Genomic DNA, 15906 nt, shown 5'->3' on the forward strand with positions numbered 1-15906 from the left:
AAAAAAGGCGTTGATGAAATTTACTTCATCAACACCATTTATTATAGAACCCCAAAAACTCCCGAATCCATTATTCGGGAGTTTTTTTTATATTGTTGTAAGACCATTATTTGGTAAATTCAAGGTTCCCTTTTAAACCATCTCGCTTCGAGTGCAAATACTTTATAATATAGGTCATTCCTTATATAATTACAGTGTAACGAGCAAGGTATAGACACATGGTTACTGCAGGCTTCTTTATAAGAAGGAGGAGTAAAAAATGGACTTTCTTTGGTCTCTAATTGTCGGTGGTGTCTTAGGCGCACTCGCTGGAGCTTTTTTGGGTAAAAATGTTCCTGGTGGCATTATCGGAAATATCATTGCGGGTTTCGTTGGTTCATGGTTAGGAGTAACATTATTTGGAGCTTGGGGACCTGCAATCGGAGGATTCTACATCGCACCTGCATTAATAGGAGCCATCATCCTGATCCTCATCGTTTCCCTTATTATGAAATCGATGAGAAAGTAAACTTGGCCAATAATCAAGAGGCAGGCTAGCATGGAATATTTTAAATAACGATAGTAGTATGACTGTTCATTTAGTCTATAATACTATCGTTATTTTCTGTTTCTGAAGGGGGTGAGTGAGTTATGGGAAATCCTTTGGTAAAGGAAGAACAGAAAAAATTCAAAGGCGGAAAATACATCAAAAGTATAGTCTATGGTGGGTTGGACGGGATTGTTACGACATTTGCCGTAGTCTCAGGTGTTGCGGGCGCGTCGCTGGCTATGAAGGTGGTTATCATTCTCGGTTTTTCTAACCTATTGGCTGACGGTTTTTCAATGGCTGTAGGTGACTATCTTTCTTCTAAATCCGAAAATGAGTACAATCTAGGCCTCAAAAAACAAAAAAGCCGAGAAGTGGTTGAAAACATTGACGATGAAATAGAAAGTTTGGTGAATGCCTATGAGAACCAAGGCATGTCAACTAAAGATGCTCAATCCATAGCCTATACGTTAGCCAAATATGAAACATCTTTTGTTGATCAAAGGATGACAAATGGACATGGCAGTGATGAGGTCCAGGAAGGACCGCTGAAAAATGCTGTTGTAACCTTCTTTTCTTTCTTTATTTTTGGAATGACTCCGCTTTTAGTTTATGTTCTTTCTATGTTCATACCGGTTTTGAATGATAATGTTTTTTTAGTTGCTTCTGTTCTGACCGGCGTGACATTGTTTCTGTTAGGCGCATTGAAATCTCTCATTACCCAATCAAACTGGCTGAGGTCCGGACTGGAAATGCTGGTTATAGGCGGTTTAGCAGCTGTTTCTGCTTACTTGATAGGTTATATTTTGGGAGGGATTTAAAAAGCGTAACCGGCAGGGATTTGTCGCCGGTTACGCTTTTTGAATGATAATTTAATTATTCTCCTTGGTGGATGACAGCGTGGATCTCGATGCCGCTGTTGTCTTTGAATATAAGTGTGTTGTTCGCTTCTTCAAACGAAATCTCTCCGTGAACAAGTCTGCCTTTCAGCGCTTCATAGGCAGCACCATCAGCAACCACCCAAGTGAAGTACGCCAAACCTGGTTGATTAGCTTCAGCGGTCGGCAGATGTTTTCCAGCCCACATGTTCGAACCGATGTGGTGGTGGTAGTTTCCGGCTGCGAAGAATTTTGCTTGTCCAAAAAAGTCCGACTTCAATGAGATGCCGAGCACGTTTTCGTAAAATTGTTGGGTTTCGACCAGATCATGAACGGTCAAATGGACGTGTCCCATTATTGAACCGGAAGGGATGCCATCATAAATTTTGACCATCGCACCGATTACGCCATCAGCGTCCATCGCTTCCGTAACGCCTTCGATTTTGCCATCAGGACGGACATCCCAAGCCGACATCTCTTTATCACGGTAGATTTCGATGCCGTTGCCTTCCGGATCGTTGAAGTAAATGGCTTCGCTGTAGCCGTGATCACTCGCGCCATCAATGCCGTATTTCTTCGTCAGCAAATGATAGAGGATGGATCCCAAGTCTGCTCGAGTCGGCAAAAGAATCGCCAAATGGAAAAGTCCGGTCGTTCTTTTGCGGGCAACCGGAGATTTGAGCCCAATCAATTCGACCAATGGCGTGTTGTCCGCGGCAACTCCCAATACAACCGAATTTTCCTTTTCTTCCATTAAATCCAATCCCAGCGCTTCCTGATAGAATTGCGTCATTTTCTTCAGATCATTGACTTTCAAGGCAACCTTGCCCAAATCCCAAAATGCTGTCATGTTAATTTTCCCCTTTATTGTCGTTTTTATTTGAAGTTCAGTTTTGCCGGAATAGTATCACAAATTTAATTAATACGAATTCGAACTATTCGATAGATTTACTATAATGCCTAGCTTACTTTTTGTCAACTGTTATTATTTCATCATTTTATCTGAGCTGAATGTCCTCCAAACTAAGCATAATACAAGCTTATATTAAGCAGGAAAGCCACAGAGCGATGCCTTTCTATTTTACTGTTTTTCCCTTATAATAGATGGACGAAGCAAAAGTGAAAGAGGGAAAAGGATGAGCTATCAAGCACTATATCGGGTTTGGCGCCCGCAGCGGTTCGGAGACATCGCAGGTCAGGAAGCGGTCACGCAGACGCTGAAGAATGCCTTAATACAGGGGAAAACGAGCCATGCTTACCTTTTTACCGGACCACGCGGAACGGGTAAGACGAGTGCAGCCAAGATTTTTGCGAAAGCCATCAACTGTCATCATCGCGTCGACGGGGAGCCGTGCAACGAATGTGAAACGTGCAAGGCAATCACCGAAGGACGCTTGAACGACGTCATTGAGATCGATGCCGCCAGCAACAACGGCGTGGAGGAAATCCGGGATATCCGCGACAAAGCGCGTTATGCGCCGACCCAAGCCGACTACAAAGTCTACATCATCGATGAGGTGCACATGCTCTCGACAGGTGCTTTCAACGCGCTCCTGAAGACGCTGGAGGAGCCGCCTGAAAATGTCATCTTTATTTTGGCGACGACGGAGCCGCACAAGATTCCGTTGACGATCATTTCCAGGACGCAACGGTTCGACTTCAAACGGATTTCCTATCAGGACATCATCAACCGGATGGCCTATATCCTGCAGGAGGAGAAGATCGGTTATGATGATCAGGCGCTGCATGTCATCGCGCGCTCCGCGAACGGCGGGATGCGGGATGCGCTCAGCTTGCTCGATCAGATCATTTCCTACGGTTCGGATGCGGTCACTTTCGAAAATGCGGTAAAAGTTTCCGGCAGTCTGACGGAAGAAATGATGATCTCCTTCTCGAGTGCATTGCTGCATGAAGAGACGGAATCGGCGCTGCAACTGTTGCAGGAAATCCTGAGTGCAGGTAAAGAAGCCGGCCGTTTCCTTGAGGAGATGATCCTGTTTGCGCGGGATGTACTGGTCTATCAGCAGACAAAAGGCAAGGTCTTTGCGGACAATACGCAACAATACAGCGAGGCTTTCCAGACTTTCTCGCAAGAGGCGCCGGCAACGTTCCTCTACGAGATGATCGAAGCCTTCAACGAGACCCAAGGGGAGATGCGCTTCTCGACGCAACCGGATATCTATCTGGAAGTGTTGGCGGTGAAGCTGTCCCAATCCAAGGCGCACGCACAGGCGGCAGCTCCGAGCGCACAAGCTGCGCCGAACGGAGAAATCCAAAAGCTGGCGCACGAATTGGAGCTCGTCAAAAAAGAACTTGCGAAGCTGCAGGAACTGATCGCTTCCGGGAATCTTACCGTTTCCCAGGAAGGTGCTAAAGCGGCAGCAGCCAAAAAAGAATCGGCTCGTTCGTCGAACACGTCAGTCGGATTCAAACCAAATATGGGGCGGACTTACCAGATTTTGGGCGAGGCTACGAAGCAGGATCTTGCCCGGGTCCGGGATTTCTGGACGGATATCCTGGACGTGCTCTCGGTCACCCAGCGTGCCGTGCTGAAGCAGGCCAATCCGGTGGCGGCGAGTCCGACCAGTTTCATCCTGTCCTTCCAGTATGATATCCTTTGCCAAAAGGCGACGGAGGATGGTGAGCTGCAGGCGGCCGTGGATGCGGCAACGCAGCGGATGCTGCAGCGTCCCGGCGAATTGGTGTGCTTGACGGAAGAGCAATGGACATCGGTACGACGCAACTATATCCAGAACCGGAACGACAGCCCGGCTGCTGAATCCGTTGGTGAACCGAAAAAAGCCGCGCCAAAACAGGCGGTGGCACCATCGGCTGCCCCTAAACAGCAGGCTTCGGCAACAGCCGATAAGGATAAGTCAGTCGATCTGGATCTGCCGCCGGAACCACCGATGCCGGAAATGGAAGACGGTTACCGCGGCGACTATCACCCCGGGAATTTCGCCGATGATTTTTCGGTCGAGACCGATCCGATCGTGATCGAGGAACAAAAGGAACAGGAAGTCGTCGATCAGGCGCTGAGCCTTTTCGGAGACGAAGTCGTGACTGTCGTCGAGGACTGACGGAAGCAATCAAGCAGTAAAGGGAAATAAATACAATAAACTATAGTACACAAACAGAGAGGGAGTCATACAATGCGAGGCGGAATGGGAAATATGCAAGGCATGATGAAACAAATGCAAAAAATGCAGAAAGAAATGGAGCAGACACAAGCAGAGCTCAATATAACGGAGTTTGTCGGTGCGGCATCCAATGATTTGGTCAAAATCACGATGACCGGCAACAAGAAGGTGACCGATGTTGTCATCGCACCTGAAGCGGTCGATCCAGAAGATGTGGAAATGCTGCAAGATCTGATCCTGATGGCGACTAATGATGTACTAAGCAAGATCGATGAAGCAACGAAAGCGAAGTTGGGCAAGTTTGCCAGTGCGATTCCGGGCTTCTAAGCCAGGCTACAGGCAATAAACGAAATGAATGAGGGGAGCGAGGGTGAGACAAGTCGGGCAGTGTTGACTTTAGTCCCAGCCTCCTTTCTTTTGAAAGAAGAAAAGGGGATTTTACTGAAATGCAATACCCAGAACCGATAGCGAAATTAATCGAAAGTTTCATGAAACTGCCGGGCATCGGGCAAAAAACGGCTGCCCGGTTGGCCTTTTTCTGTCTGGATATGGACGAGGAGGCTGTGTTGGCGTTCGCGGATGCGCTGATCCGTTCCAAAAGGGATTTACACCAGTGCGCCATCTGCGGTAATATCACCGAATCCGATCCATGCAACATCTGTTCGGACAATACGCGGGACTTGTCCATCATCCTGGTGGTCGAAAATCCCCGCGACATCATGTCGATGGAGAAAATCCGCGAATACCACGGCTTGTACCATGTGTTGAATGGCGTCCTTTCGCCGATGGAAGGGACCGGACCGGAAGATCTGAACATCGCCAGCCTGATCAAACGGCTGCAGGACGAAACCGTCAAGGAAATCATCATCGCGACGAATGCGACAGCCGAAGGGGAAGCGACGGCGATGTACCTTTCGCGCCTGATCAAGCCTGCGGGCATCAAAGTGACGCGTCTGGCTTACGGGTTGGCGGTCGGCAGCGACATTGAATACGCGGACGAGATGACCCTCTTCCGTGCCATCGATGGACGCCGAGAACTGTAACAAGGGAAGGAACAACGGGGGGAACTGAGCCAAAATGGCATTCCATTTGAATATCACAAACAAGAAGCAAGGGCACTTAAAGCAGAAATATGACGAAAAACTGGTCGACTTGATCAGCGATGTCCATCAACACTACACCACCTTGGCCCAACTGCAGCAGAATGCCTATGATTTGCCGGAAGAATTGCGTATCTTCGAGAAGATAGCGGAAGCGAAATATCTGTTCCTGCTGCGTGAAGCTAAAGAAAGACAGCTCCAAGCGGACATTTCCGCGCCGAAAAAGGCCAAGCAATTCCGTTGGCGCAAGCGCACGAACCGCGTAGAAGACATTTTCCATTCGGAATGATAAAGAACCGGACCGGCGGCGGTCTGGTTTTTTGCGTTCAAGGAGAGTCTGAGGCATTTTTGTTGCAAATTAGTTAGGTACCTAATATAATACACAAGAATAGATAGGTACCTAACCATCTGGAGGAGGAAATCATTATGGAAGAACAAAATAAAGATGTCATCGGCAGCGCGATGAAGCTGATGCGCACGCTGCGGCGCAAGGAGAACCCTGCCAAACACGAATCGCGCGGAGCAGGAAAGCTTTTGCGGATACTGCAGGAAAACGACGGGATGAGTTCGCGGGAATTGGCGGACCGGATGGGGATCCGGCCGGCTTCCTTGACGGAGATGCTGAACCGGCTGGAGGCTGATGGGATCTTGACGCGCCAGCCAGACCCGGCCGATCAGCGCAGGAACAGGATTTTTATCCAGGAAAAGGGGTATGTTTTATTGAAAAAAATGAAGGCAGTGCGCCAAACGGAAAGGGAGCACATCAATCAAAGCTTGACGCTGGATGAGCAGGAACAATTTGTTGCGCTGTGCGAAAAACTGACAAAATCCTTGGAGGACTTCAGAAACAAAGCGGGTGAGCAATAATGGGCGGCAACGGGTTCAAAGGCGGCCGCGGAGGTTTCCTGACGGACGAGGAAAAACAGAATAGCCCTAAAATCACATCACAGTTGCTGAAGCGGATGTTCAGTTATCTCATCCCTTATTGGAAGCAGCTCATCGTTTCCGTGTTGGCGATCATCACCTCATCGGTATTCGGCGTGTTTCCGACGATCTTGACCGGACGCATCATCGACGAAGGCCTGCTGCAGCAGGACATGCCTGTGCTGATTCGTCTGATCGGCCTCTCGTTCGGGGTGTTGATCATCGCCAATCTGATCAGTGTCGTGGAGAGTTATGTCAATGTCTGGATGGCGGAAAACATCACCTATGATATGCGCAATAAGATGTATAGCCATCTGCAGCGGATGTCGCACCGGTTCTTCACGACCAGCAAGCAGGGCGACATCATCACCCGCATGACCAGCGATATCGGCGGCGTGCAGAGTGTGCTGACGGGTACTTGGACGAGCATCCTGCAGAATTTTGCGACGTTGACGGTTGCGCTTGTCACGATGTACACGAAAAGCCCTTTGCTTGCGACAATCGGAATCGTGGTCGTGCCGTTGTTCATCCTGCCGACGAAGCGTGTCGGCAAAAGGCGTTGGGAAATCACTTTGGCTTCGCGGAAGCACAATGACGACATCAACCAAATCTTGAATGAAACCCTCAGTGTCAGCGGGCAATTGCTTTCGAAGCTTTTCGTGACGGAAAACTACGAGTTCGACCGCTATCAGGAAGCCAACAAGCAGATGATCCGCTTGAACATCAAGGAAAGTATGGCGGGCAAATGGTTCCGGGTCGTGATCAACGTCTTCACGAACATCGGCCCGATGTTGATCTATCTGGTCGGCGGAATTCTCATCATCGAATACGGCAATACGGATCTGACGATCGGAGACATCACCGTGATGGTGGCGCTCCTGGGCAGGATGTATGGGCCGGTCAATTCCTTGCTGAATATCCAGGTCGATATGATCCGTTCGATGGCGCTTTTCGACCGCATTTTCGAGTATTTCGATCTGCCTGTGGAAATCGACAATGATCCGGAGGCGATCAAGCCAGAGTCGTTTACAGGCGAGTTGGTTTTTGAAGAGGTTTCCTTCCATTATGATTCGGAACAGCCGATTTTGAATAACGTCAGCTTCGAACTGAAGCCGGGATCGTCCGTTGCCATCGTCGGGCCTTCGGGAGCGGGCAAGTCCACCATCATCAACCTGATTCCGCGCCTCTATGATGTGACGGGCGGAAGGATCCTGTTGGACGGCGTCGACATCCGCAAACTCGATCTGGCCTATCTCCGCCAACACATCGGAGTGGTGACGCAGGACACGTACTTGTTCAACGGCACAATCAAAGAGAATCTGCTGTATGCCAAAGCCGACGCCACGCAGGCCGAAATCGAGAAAGCTTGCAGTGAAGCCAATATCCACGAGTTCATCAGCGGCTTGCCGAAAGGCTACGACACCATCGTGGGCAATCGCGGCATGAAGCTTTCCGGCGGCGAAAAGCAGCGGCTTTCAATCGCACGGATCATCCTCCGGAAACCGGGGCTGATCATCTTCGACGAAGCGACTTCCTCCTTGGACTCCATATCGGAGCATGCCATCCAGGAAGCGATAGCGCCGATCCTCGCCAAAAGTACGAGCCTGATCATTGCGCACCGTCTTTCGACAATCCTGTCGGCTGATGAAATCTTGGTGCTGGAGAAAGGCAAAATCATTGAACGAGGGAACCATGAAATACTCGTCAAAAAAGGCGGCATCTACACGACGCTGTACGAAACGCAGATGAGAGTATGATGCAAGATAAAAAAAGTTCTATAAATAATGGACCATGTGGACAGACGCTAAAAAACAGTGTCTGTCTACATGGTCCATTTTAGTATGAGAGCATTAATTGGCCTACTTGAAAGTATGCGATCAGATGAGTGCGTTTTGTTGCCATTGATTATATTTTATCAATAAAAATTCAGCTACAAAAAAGAGAATGGAGGTTGATTCAAAAAGATTATTAGGATCAGCGGTCAAGGGCACTTTCGAATTGTAAATGTAAATATTTTCTGTGCTCAATTTTGTCATGGGTGAGTTTTTTAACTTTGTGATCGCAATTGTTTTTACATTTCTGTTTTTCAGTTTCTTAGCTATCTTTTCGATCGATTCTGAATCCCCACTCAAAGTGATTAATATAACGACATCATCTTCGGTTATCAAATTGTAGAATTCCTCGTTAATGTAGATAGCATCAAAATTATAAACGAGGACACCACTATGCAAGAAAAGCATTTTTATATAATTGCAAACTAGTTTTTGGATGTCTCCTGAACCGTAAATGAAGATTCGGCCCGCTGTTGAGATGAGTTCACATATAGCAGAAAAATCTTTCTGCTTTAAATTGTTGATTGTAAATGTATGATTTTCTAAAATGATATCTTCAGACTGAGAAAAAATTGACGAGACGGAATCTGTTTCCTGTTTGAGTGCATACTTGAATTCGGAAAAACCAGAAAATCCTAATTTTTGACTAAACCTCATGATGGTGGTTCTCGAAACGCTGCAGGCACTTGCTACATCATTTATGGTCATGGTACGTACTGCATTTTTATTTTTCAAAACATAAGCCCAAATCGAGTGATCTGTTTCGGACAATTCGTCAAAAACTTCATTGATTTTTTCTTCTAGCAATGGAGCCCCTCCTTCTGTTACAGAACCAAGTATAACGATTGAGTAAGCGTTTTACAAGCAGGACGATGTGAATAGTCACACTGTTTTGTGATAAAAATTTATATACTGTGAAGTCCTCCTATTTCGTTGCAACCCCTTACTATATATGGAGTGAACTGTTAAACTACTTGTAAATAAAGCGCTTTATTTAAAAATAAGAAGATGGTGGTGAACTTCATTTTATGATGAAGAAAGTTCAGCGATTTGGGGGAGCTATGCTAGCTCCAGTTATGCTTTTTTCTTTTTCTGGTGTCATTGTTGGATTGGCGATTTTGTTCCAAAATGAACAAATCATGGGCCAAATCGCCCACGAGGGAACATTTTGGTGGAAATTCTGGAATCTTATCGCGGCGGGCGGATGGACAGTCTTTTTCCAATTGCCACTTTTATTTGTAGTAGGCTTGCCTATCGGACTCGCGAAAAAGCATTCCGGAAGAGCCGCAATGGAAGCTTTGGTTGCCTATTTGACATTTAATTATTTTATCAACGCGTTACTGACGTATTGGCCAACCACATTCATGGCGGACATTATGCAGGATGTGGGCGGATCAAGTGGTCTGGCCATGATTGCCGGTATCAAAAGTCTGGATACAGGTATGGTAGGAGCCTTGTTAGTATCCGGAATTACTGTGTATTTACATAATAAATATTTTGAACAGCCTTTGCCAGAAGTCCTATCCATATTCAGCGGTTCTGTTTTTGTAACGATGCTTGCATTTTTTGCCATGATTCCGGTAGCCGTCCTGATGGCTTTTGTTTGGCCAGTCATACAGGAAGGCGTGAGATCCTTACAAGGATTTTTCATTAATTCAGGCAATCTCGGTGTTTGGGTATACTCATTCCTTGAAAAAATATTGATACCGACGGGAATGCATCATTTTATCTATTCCCCGTTTGCCTATGATAACGCAGTAGTTCAAGGGGGAATGGCTGCATACTGGGCATCACATATTGGAGAGTTTCAAACATCCGCTCAAAGCCTAAAAGAAATGTACCCAATGGGCGGATTTGCACTATCCGGGATGTCGAAAATATTCGGATCAATCGGATTAAGCGCAGCTATCATCAAAGCGGCTAAACCTGAGAAGCGGAAAAACGTAATCGCGCTTATGGTGCCAGCAGCTTTAACCGCTATATTGACAGGTATCACCGAACCGATTGAGTTTACGTTCCTATTCTTGGCGCCTTCATTATTTTTGATCCATGCTTTATTATCAGCAACTTTAGCCACTTCCGCATTTGCTTTAGGTGTTGTAGGGGATTTTGGTGGCGGAATCATCAATTTCACAACGCTTAATTGGCTACCCCTGTGGAAATTTCACGGGAATACCTATATCGCTCAGATTTTAATCGGCTTACTCTTTTCAGTCATTTGGTATTTAACCTTCACCTTTATGATCAAAAAATTCGATCTGAAGACACCGGGACGAGAAGAGACAGCAGAAGTCGGGCAACTCTATACCAAAAAAGATTACTTGCTAAAGAAGGAAGAAAAAGGCAGCAGACATTCGCACCAAGCAGCCTCTTATTTAGAATTGTTGGGCGGAAAAGACAACGTGGTGGAAGTCACGAATTGTTCTACTCGCTTAAGATTGACAGTCAAAGATCCTAAAAAAGTGGCGACAGTACAAGAATTCCAACAGACCGGTGCACATGGTTTAGTGAATGACGGAAAAGGTGCAATTCAAGTAATTGTCGGACTGACAGTTCCGATGGTGCGAGAGTCATTTGAAAATTTATTATACAACGAGGAGTAACGGAATATGTCGAAAAAAGAAAGTTCAATTTTGATCGCAGGTGGAGGGAGTACATACACTCCCGCGCTAGTAGTAATGTTGTTGGAAAGCTTGGATAAATTACCGCTAAGAAAACTGAAGCTTTACGATAATGATGAAGAAAGACAAAAAACAGTAGCGGAAGCATGTAAAATTATTATAAATGAAAGAGCTCCCGGAGTTGAGTTTTCCTATACGACAGATCCAGAAGAAGCTTTTACGGATGTTGATATTGTAATGGCACAACTGAGAGTGGGGAAATATGCCTTACGGGAACAAGATGAAAAAATACCATTTAAGCACGGCGTTGTTGGGCAGGAAACGTGTGGTCCTGGTGGAATCGCGTATGGCTTAAGATCCCTTGGGCCGATAATTGAGCTTGTTGATTACATGGAAAAATATTCTCCTGATGCTTGGATGTTAAATTATTCAAATCCCGCTGCAATCGTAGCTGAAGGAACGAGACGATTTAGACCCAATTCACGGATCATCAATATTTGTGATATGCCAGTCTGTTTGGAAGACATCATGGCTAGAGTGATCGGATTGAAGGATCGAAAAGACTTTGAAACTTCCTACTTTGGTCTAAACCACTTCGGATGGTGGACAAAAATCGTGGACCATGAGGGTATGGATCTAATGCCAAAAATAAGCGACCACGTAAAAAGACAAGGCTACACCGAAAATACTCAAAAAGGTCAGCATAAGGAAGAAAGCTGGTTAGAAACCATGCGGGCCGCGAAAGAACTGCATGAAATCGAACCGGAGTTCCTGCCAAACACTTATTTGAAATACTATTTGATGGCTGATTCAACCGTTGAACATGCAAATAAGGAGTATACACGTGCCAATGAAATTATTGATGGCCGTGAAAAGGATGTATTCGGTGAATGCAGACGTATAACTGAAAATGGTACTGCCCAGGATACCTCCTTCAAATCAAATGAACATGCTTCGTTCATTACAGATTTAGCGTGTGCCTTAACCTTTAACACAAAAGAACGCATGATTCTGATTACCGAAAATCGAGGAGCGATTGCCAACTTTGCCTATGACGCTATGGTCGAACTGCCTTGTATCGTGGGTAAAGACGGTTACGAACCAATTTCAATGGGGGATATCCCAACATTTCAAAAAGGGCTGATGGAACAGCAGATCGCTTCGGAGAAACTCGCAGTGGATGCATGGGAACAAGGTTCTTACTTGAAGCTTTGGCAGTCTTTGGCAATGAATAAAACAGTCCCAAGCATAGATGTTGCAAAAAACATTTTGGATGACTTGATCACAGCCAATAAAGGGTTCTGGCCGGAATTGAAGTAGGCTGATCATTTTTTTAACCCGGCTAATCCAGCGTGTATATAAAATAAGAGGGCCTGAGCAATTATGCTCAGGCCTGTTTTGAAAAGTGGAGTAAAATGAAATTAATCAACTATTTCAGAGGCATCTATCTGTCCCAATACATATTAATGGCAGGCTTGATGACCCAGATTGTGCCGTATTTGACGCATCTTGGATATGATTCCATTCAAAGAGGCTGGTTGTTGGCTTCGTACAGTTTTACAACCATCTTTTTTCAAGTTTATGTTGGCTATTTGTGCGATAAAAAGAGGCGCGTCAAAATGTTTTATGTAGCGGTCATCGTTGGCCTGGCAATATTTGCGTCCCTGTTTTTCCTTATCACAAAACGTATTTTCTTTTTGCATCTCGTTTTGTTGGCCTTAGCAGGTGGCTTATGCAACACATCCGCAGCGGTCGTTGATAACTGGGTCATCAGCAACAAAAATGCACGAAGCCAGTTCTCTGGTATTAAAGCGGTGGGGTCTCTTGGTTGGGGAATAAGCAGCATACTCTTGCCTCTGCTTGTATCAGGAACACACTTTGCGATGCTGGCGTATATCATCAGCGGAATTGCTTTGTTGCTTCTTTTTCTATCATCCAGGATTAAAGAAGACGATGTGAGGAATGAAATTCATTCGGCGGAAATCAGCAAAGAAGATGTCATAAAACTTGTCCGGAACAATCAGTACGTTGCTTTTACATTTGTTTTCTTTCTGATTTATCTGACAATAGTGGCTAACAACACATTGATCATCGATAAAATACTGTCGTTTCCGACAGGTTACCGTTTTGTGGGAATGAAATGGGCGATTCAGTCGTTTTGTGAAGTACCAGCCTATTTTTTGTTAAATCGCTTCAGTAGGAAAGTAAAAAATGAAATGCTCATCTATCTGGCCTGCTTTGCCTTATTTGTCCAGTTTGGAATCTATTATTTTGCCGCTAACGTGGAGATACTCGTGGTGGCAAGTTTTCTGCAAATTTTTACGGTACCTTTATTTAGTCTCGGAAGCCGGATGATGATTCATAAAGTTACACCGGAGAAGTTGTTATCTACGGGTCAATTATTATCAATAAGCTTTTATATGGGTTTGGCTTCCTTCATTTCGCCGCTGCTGTCAGGATTTATCAGTAATCTGCTGCATATAAATGCAGCAATTGTAACTTTTATAATTTTTCCTGTATGTGCAGTAGTTGTATTGAAAACCGCGTCCTTAAAGCATTCTAGAATCGAACAAGGACACGGTATATAAAGGAGTAGTTGGATCTGCAAATGCAGATTCTCAGCTACTCTTTTTTATTTTGTGTTTTTATTGGAGCAATGGTTTCATTATTGTAAGCAAAACGGGGTTTTTTGGTGACAGGAGTTTACTTGTTCTGTTTTCGGAAAAAGCCGACTACGGCAATTAATTGTTGCAAAATTGACAAAGCTATATCGGTTTCATCTGTATAAAAAAACTTTCATTTAGCGTATAATGGAAGTATTAGAATCGTAGGAGTGTGCAAAGTGAGAGGGATTTTCATCACAATCGAAGGGCCGGATGGCTCAGGGAAGACAACAGCGTTGCAGCAAGTAGTGCCACGTCTGCAACAAGAGATGAACCGTAAAGTAGTAGCGACGAGAGAACCGGGTGGAAGCCCGATCGCGGAAAAGATCCGCTCGTTGATACTGGATCCTTCGCATACGGACATGGATTCTAGGACAGAAGCTTTATTGTATGCGGCAAGCCGCCGCCAGCATCTGATCGAAAAGGTGTTGCCCGTTTTGGAAAGTGGAGACGTCATTTTTTGTGATCGTTTTGTCGATAGTTCAATCGCTTATCAAGGCTACGCAAGAGGCATCGGTGAAGAGGGTATCCGCGAAATCAACCAATTCGCAACAGAAGGCCTCGAACCGGATGTGACTTTGTACATCGATGTCCCGGCGGAAGTAGGCATTCAAAGGATCCATGCGAACTTGGACGAACGGGAATATAATCGTTTGGACCAGGAAAAGCTCGATTTCCATGAAAAAGTCCGAGTTGGCTATCTGCTATTGGCGAAGGCTAATCCGGAACGGATAGTGGTCGTCGATGGGACGATGAGCCGTGAAGAGGTAGCAGAAGCATGCTATCACATCATCAAAAACAGATATCCAACCTATTTTTAAAGCAAGATCATTTGCCAAACATCACTGATCGACCTTTTCAACATACAGAAAGTGGGGATTTGTTATGAAATTAATTATGGCTATAATTCAAGATAAAGACAGTGCTATCCTGTCCGATGAGTTGGTGGAAGCGAACGTCCGCGCTACAAAATTGCCTTCTACAGGCGGTTTTCTGCGCGCAGGCAATACCACCTTCATGATCGGTGTGGACGACGAACGGGTCGATGAAGTATTGAGCATCATCAAAACCAATTGTGAAGCGCGCGAGCAGTTCGTAGCGACGCCAGTAAGCATGGATGTGCCGTTGGACAATGCGATCGCCTATCCGATGGAAGTGCATGTAGGCGGAGCGACCGTGTTTGTTTTACCGGTAGATAGTTTTTACAGATTCTGATGACGAAGGAAAGGATGGATGGTGTGACACAGCTTTTGATGAGGCAACAGCCGGAACTGCTCGAAAGGTTCCAACGTACGATTCGTGAGAAACGACTGGTCCACGCCTACTTATTTGAAGGAGCGCAGGGAACCGGCAAAGAAGAATTGGCGCGTTGGATAACTCAGATGCTCTTTTGCGAGGAGTTGCAGGATGATCAGCCTTGCGGGCACTGCAATCATTGCCTGCGGATTGCGGCGGGCGAATTTCCCGATATGACGGAAATCAGGCCGGATGGCAACACCATCAAAGTCAACCAAGTACGCGAACTGAAGGCCGAGCTTTCCAAAAGCGGGATGGAAGGCAGCCGCAAGGTCTATCTGATTTATGACGCCGAAAAAATGACGGTCAGCGCTTCGAACAGTCTGTTGACGTTCTTGGAGGAGCCGCAGAAAGATACGTACCTGATTCTGATGACCACGGCCAAGGAAAATATCCTGCCGACCATCCGCTCGCGTTGCCAAATCGTCCATTTCCAGGTCATCAATAAGCAGGCCTTGGGAGAAACCCTGGAGGCGCAAGGGATACAGCATGAAAATGCAGCGTTGTTGGCGGCCATCACCAATAACCAAGAAGCAGCCTTGTTGCTGAACCAAGAGGAAAGCTTCCATGAATCCAAGAAGCGGACATGGGCTTGGTTCCAGCTGATGACCGATAAAAATCCCCAAGCATTTGTGTTTGTGCAGACCGACTTGATGGACGGTCTGAAGGACAAAAATGATGGGCACTTCTTTTTGGACTTGCTATTATTCTATTACCGTGATTTACTGTATACCAAGTACAGCAATAAGCAAGCTATCGTCAACAAAAATCACGGAAAAGAGTACGAGCGCATTGCAGAAAAACTGCATCCTCAGGAAATCACCCGGCATATGGAAAATATCCTCAATGGAAAGAAACATTTGGAAGCAAATGTTCAGCTCCAAGGGGTACTGGAAGAAATCGCGCTCGGGAATAGCCTATAGATA

General features: G+C 45.8%; 16 protein-coding genes. 14 read left to right on the forward strand and 2 right to left on the reverse strand.

Annotated features, from left to right (window positions below; genetic code table 11):
• Nucleotides 1-259 precede the first annotated feature (259 nt).
• On the forward strand, nt 260-508 hold the full coding sequence (locus tag C7R73_RS13260; RefSeq protein ID WP_106450957.1) for a GlsB/YeaQ/YmgE family stress response membrane protein: 249 nt from the start codon (nt 260-262) through the stop codon (nt 506-508).
• A 122-nt stretch (nt 509-630) separates the two neighbouring features.
• Nucleotides 631-1347 carry a VIT1/CCC1 transporter family protein gene (locus C7R73_RS13265; protein WP_106450958.1) on the forward strand — a complete coding sequence of 239 codons (717 nt, stop codon included), beginning with the start codon at nt 631-633 and terminating at the stop codon, nt 1345-1347.
• A gap of 55 nt (nt 1348-1402) precedes the next feature.
• Here the strand turns inward: C7R73_RS13265 and C7R73_RS13270 are convergent, their stop codons facing one another.
• On the reverse strand, nt 1403-2254 hold the full coding sequence (locus C7R73_RS13270; RefSeq protein ID WP_106450959.1) for a VOC family protein: 852 nt from the start codon (nt 2252-2254) through the stop codon (nt 1403-1405).
• Nucleotides 2255-2540: 286 nt separating this feature from the next.
• Between C7R73_RS13270 and dnaX the strand changes: the two genes are divergently transcribed.
• The 6 genes from dnaX to C7R73_RS13300 all read left to right on the forward strand — a co-directional run bounded on the left by dnaX (nt 2541) and on the right by C7R73_RS13300 (nt 8325).
• A complete protein-coding gene (gene dnaX / locus C7R73_RS13275) occupies nt 2541-4484 on the forward strand; it encodes a DNA polymerase III subunit gamma/tau (protein ID WP_106450960.1) in 1944 nt (647 codons plus the stop codon).
• A gap of 72 nt (nt 4485-4556) precedes the next feature.
• On the forward strand, nt 4557-4871 hold the full coding sequence (locus C7R73_RS13280) for a YbaB/EbfC family nucleoid-associated protein (protein WP_086986555.1): 315 nt from the start codon (nt 4557-4559) through the stop codon (nt 4869-4871).
• A gap of 119 nt (nt 4872-4990) precedes the next feature.
• The gene (gene recR, locus C7R73_RS13285; RefSeq protein ID WP_106450961.1) at nt 4991-5587 is read left to right on the forward strand and encodes a recombination mediator RecR; all 597 of its coding nucleotides are present in this window, start codon (nt 4991-4993) and stop codon (nt 5585-5587) included.
• A gap of 34 nt (nt 5588-5621) precedes the next feature.
• Nucleotides 5622-5933: a YaaL family protein gene (locus C7R73_RS13290; protein WP_106450962.1), complete on the forward strand. Its 312-nt coding sequence runs from the start codon at nt 5622-5624 to the stop codon at nt 5931-5933.
• Nucleotides 5934-6070: 137 nt separating this feature from the next.
• Complete coding sequence (locus tag C7R73_RS13295) at nt 6071-6511, forward strand: MarR family winged helix-turn-helix transcriptional regulator (RefSeq protein WP_106450963.1); 441 nt, start codon at nt 6071-6073, stop codon at nt 6509-6511.
• The gene (locus C7R73_RS13300) at nt 6511-8325 is read left to right on the forward strand and encodes an ABC transporter ATP-binding protein (protein WP_106450964.1); all 1815 of its coding nucleotides are present in this window, start codon (nt 6511-6513) and stop codon (nt 8323-8325) included. The genes C7R73_RS13295 and C7R73_RS13300 overlap by 1 nt, the downstream gene beginning before the upstream one ends.
• Before the next feature lie 120 nt (nt 8326-8445).
• On the opposite strand, the gene C7R73_RS13305 is transcribed toward C7R73_RS13300, so the two are convergent.
• Complete coding sequence (locus C7R73_RS13305; protein ID WP_106450965.1) at nt 8446-9207, reverse strand: MurR/RpiR family transcriptional regulator; 762 nt, start codon at nt 9205-9207, stop codon at nt 8446-8448.
• 221 nt (nt 9208-9428) lie between these two features.
• Here C7R73_RS13305 and C7R73_RS13310 point away from each other — a divergent pair, with 221 nt between their 5' ends.
• The 6 genes from C7R73_RS13310 (at nt 9429) to holB (ending at nt 15903) form a co-directional block, all read left to right on the forward strand.
• Complete coding sequence (locus tag C7R73_RS13310) at nt 9429-11003, forward strand: alpha-glucoside-specific PTS transporter subunit IIBC (protein ID WP_106450966.1); 1575 nt, start codon at nt 9429-9431, stop codon at nt 11001-11003.
• A 6-nt stretch (nt 11004-11009) separates the two neighbouring features.
• Nucleotides 11010-12341 (forward strand): 6-phospho-alpha-glucosidase, encoded by a 1332-nt coding sequence (locus tag C7R73_RS13315; protein ID WP_106450967.1) that lies wholly within the window; start codon nt 11010-11012, stop codon nt 12339-12341.
• Between the two features lie 95 nt (nt 12342-12436).
• Nucleotides 12437-13609 carry an MFS transporter gene (locus C7R73_RS13320; RefSeq protein WP_106450968.1) on the forward strand — a complete coding sequence of 391 codons (1173 nt, stop codon included), beginning with the start codon at nt 12437-12439 and terminating at the stop codon, nt 13607-13609.
• 254 nt (nt 13610-13863) lie between these two features.
• Nucleotides 13864-14505 (forward strand): dTMP kinase, encoded by a 642-nt coding sequence (gene tmk / locus C7R73_RS13325; RefSeq protein ID WP_106450969.1) that lies wholly within the window; start codon nt 13864-13866, stop codon nt 14503-14505.
• Between the two features lie 64 nt (nt 14506-14569).
• Complete coding sequence (locus tag C7R73_RS13330) at nt 14570-14899, forward strand: cyclic-di-AMP receptor (RefSeq protein WP_106450970.1); 330 nt, start codon at nt 14570-14572, stop codon at nt 14897-14899.
• Nucleotides 14900-14913: 14 nt separating this feature from the next.
• A complete protein-coding gene (gene holB, locus C7R73_RS13335; RefSeq protein WP_161525959.1) occupies nt 14914-15903 on the forward strand; it encodes a DNA polymerase III subunit delta' in 990 nt (329 codons plus the stop codon).
• Nucleotides 15904-15906: the final 3 nt, after the last annotated feature.

Origin of the sequence: Trichococcus alkaliphilus (assembly GCF_003008695.1) — a bacterium.
Classification (GTDB): Bacteria; Bacillota; Bacilli; order Lactobacillales; family Aerococcaceae; genus Trichococcus; species Trichococcus alkaliphilus.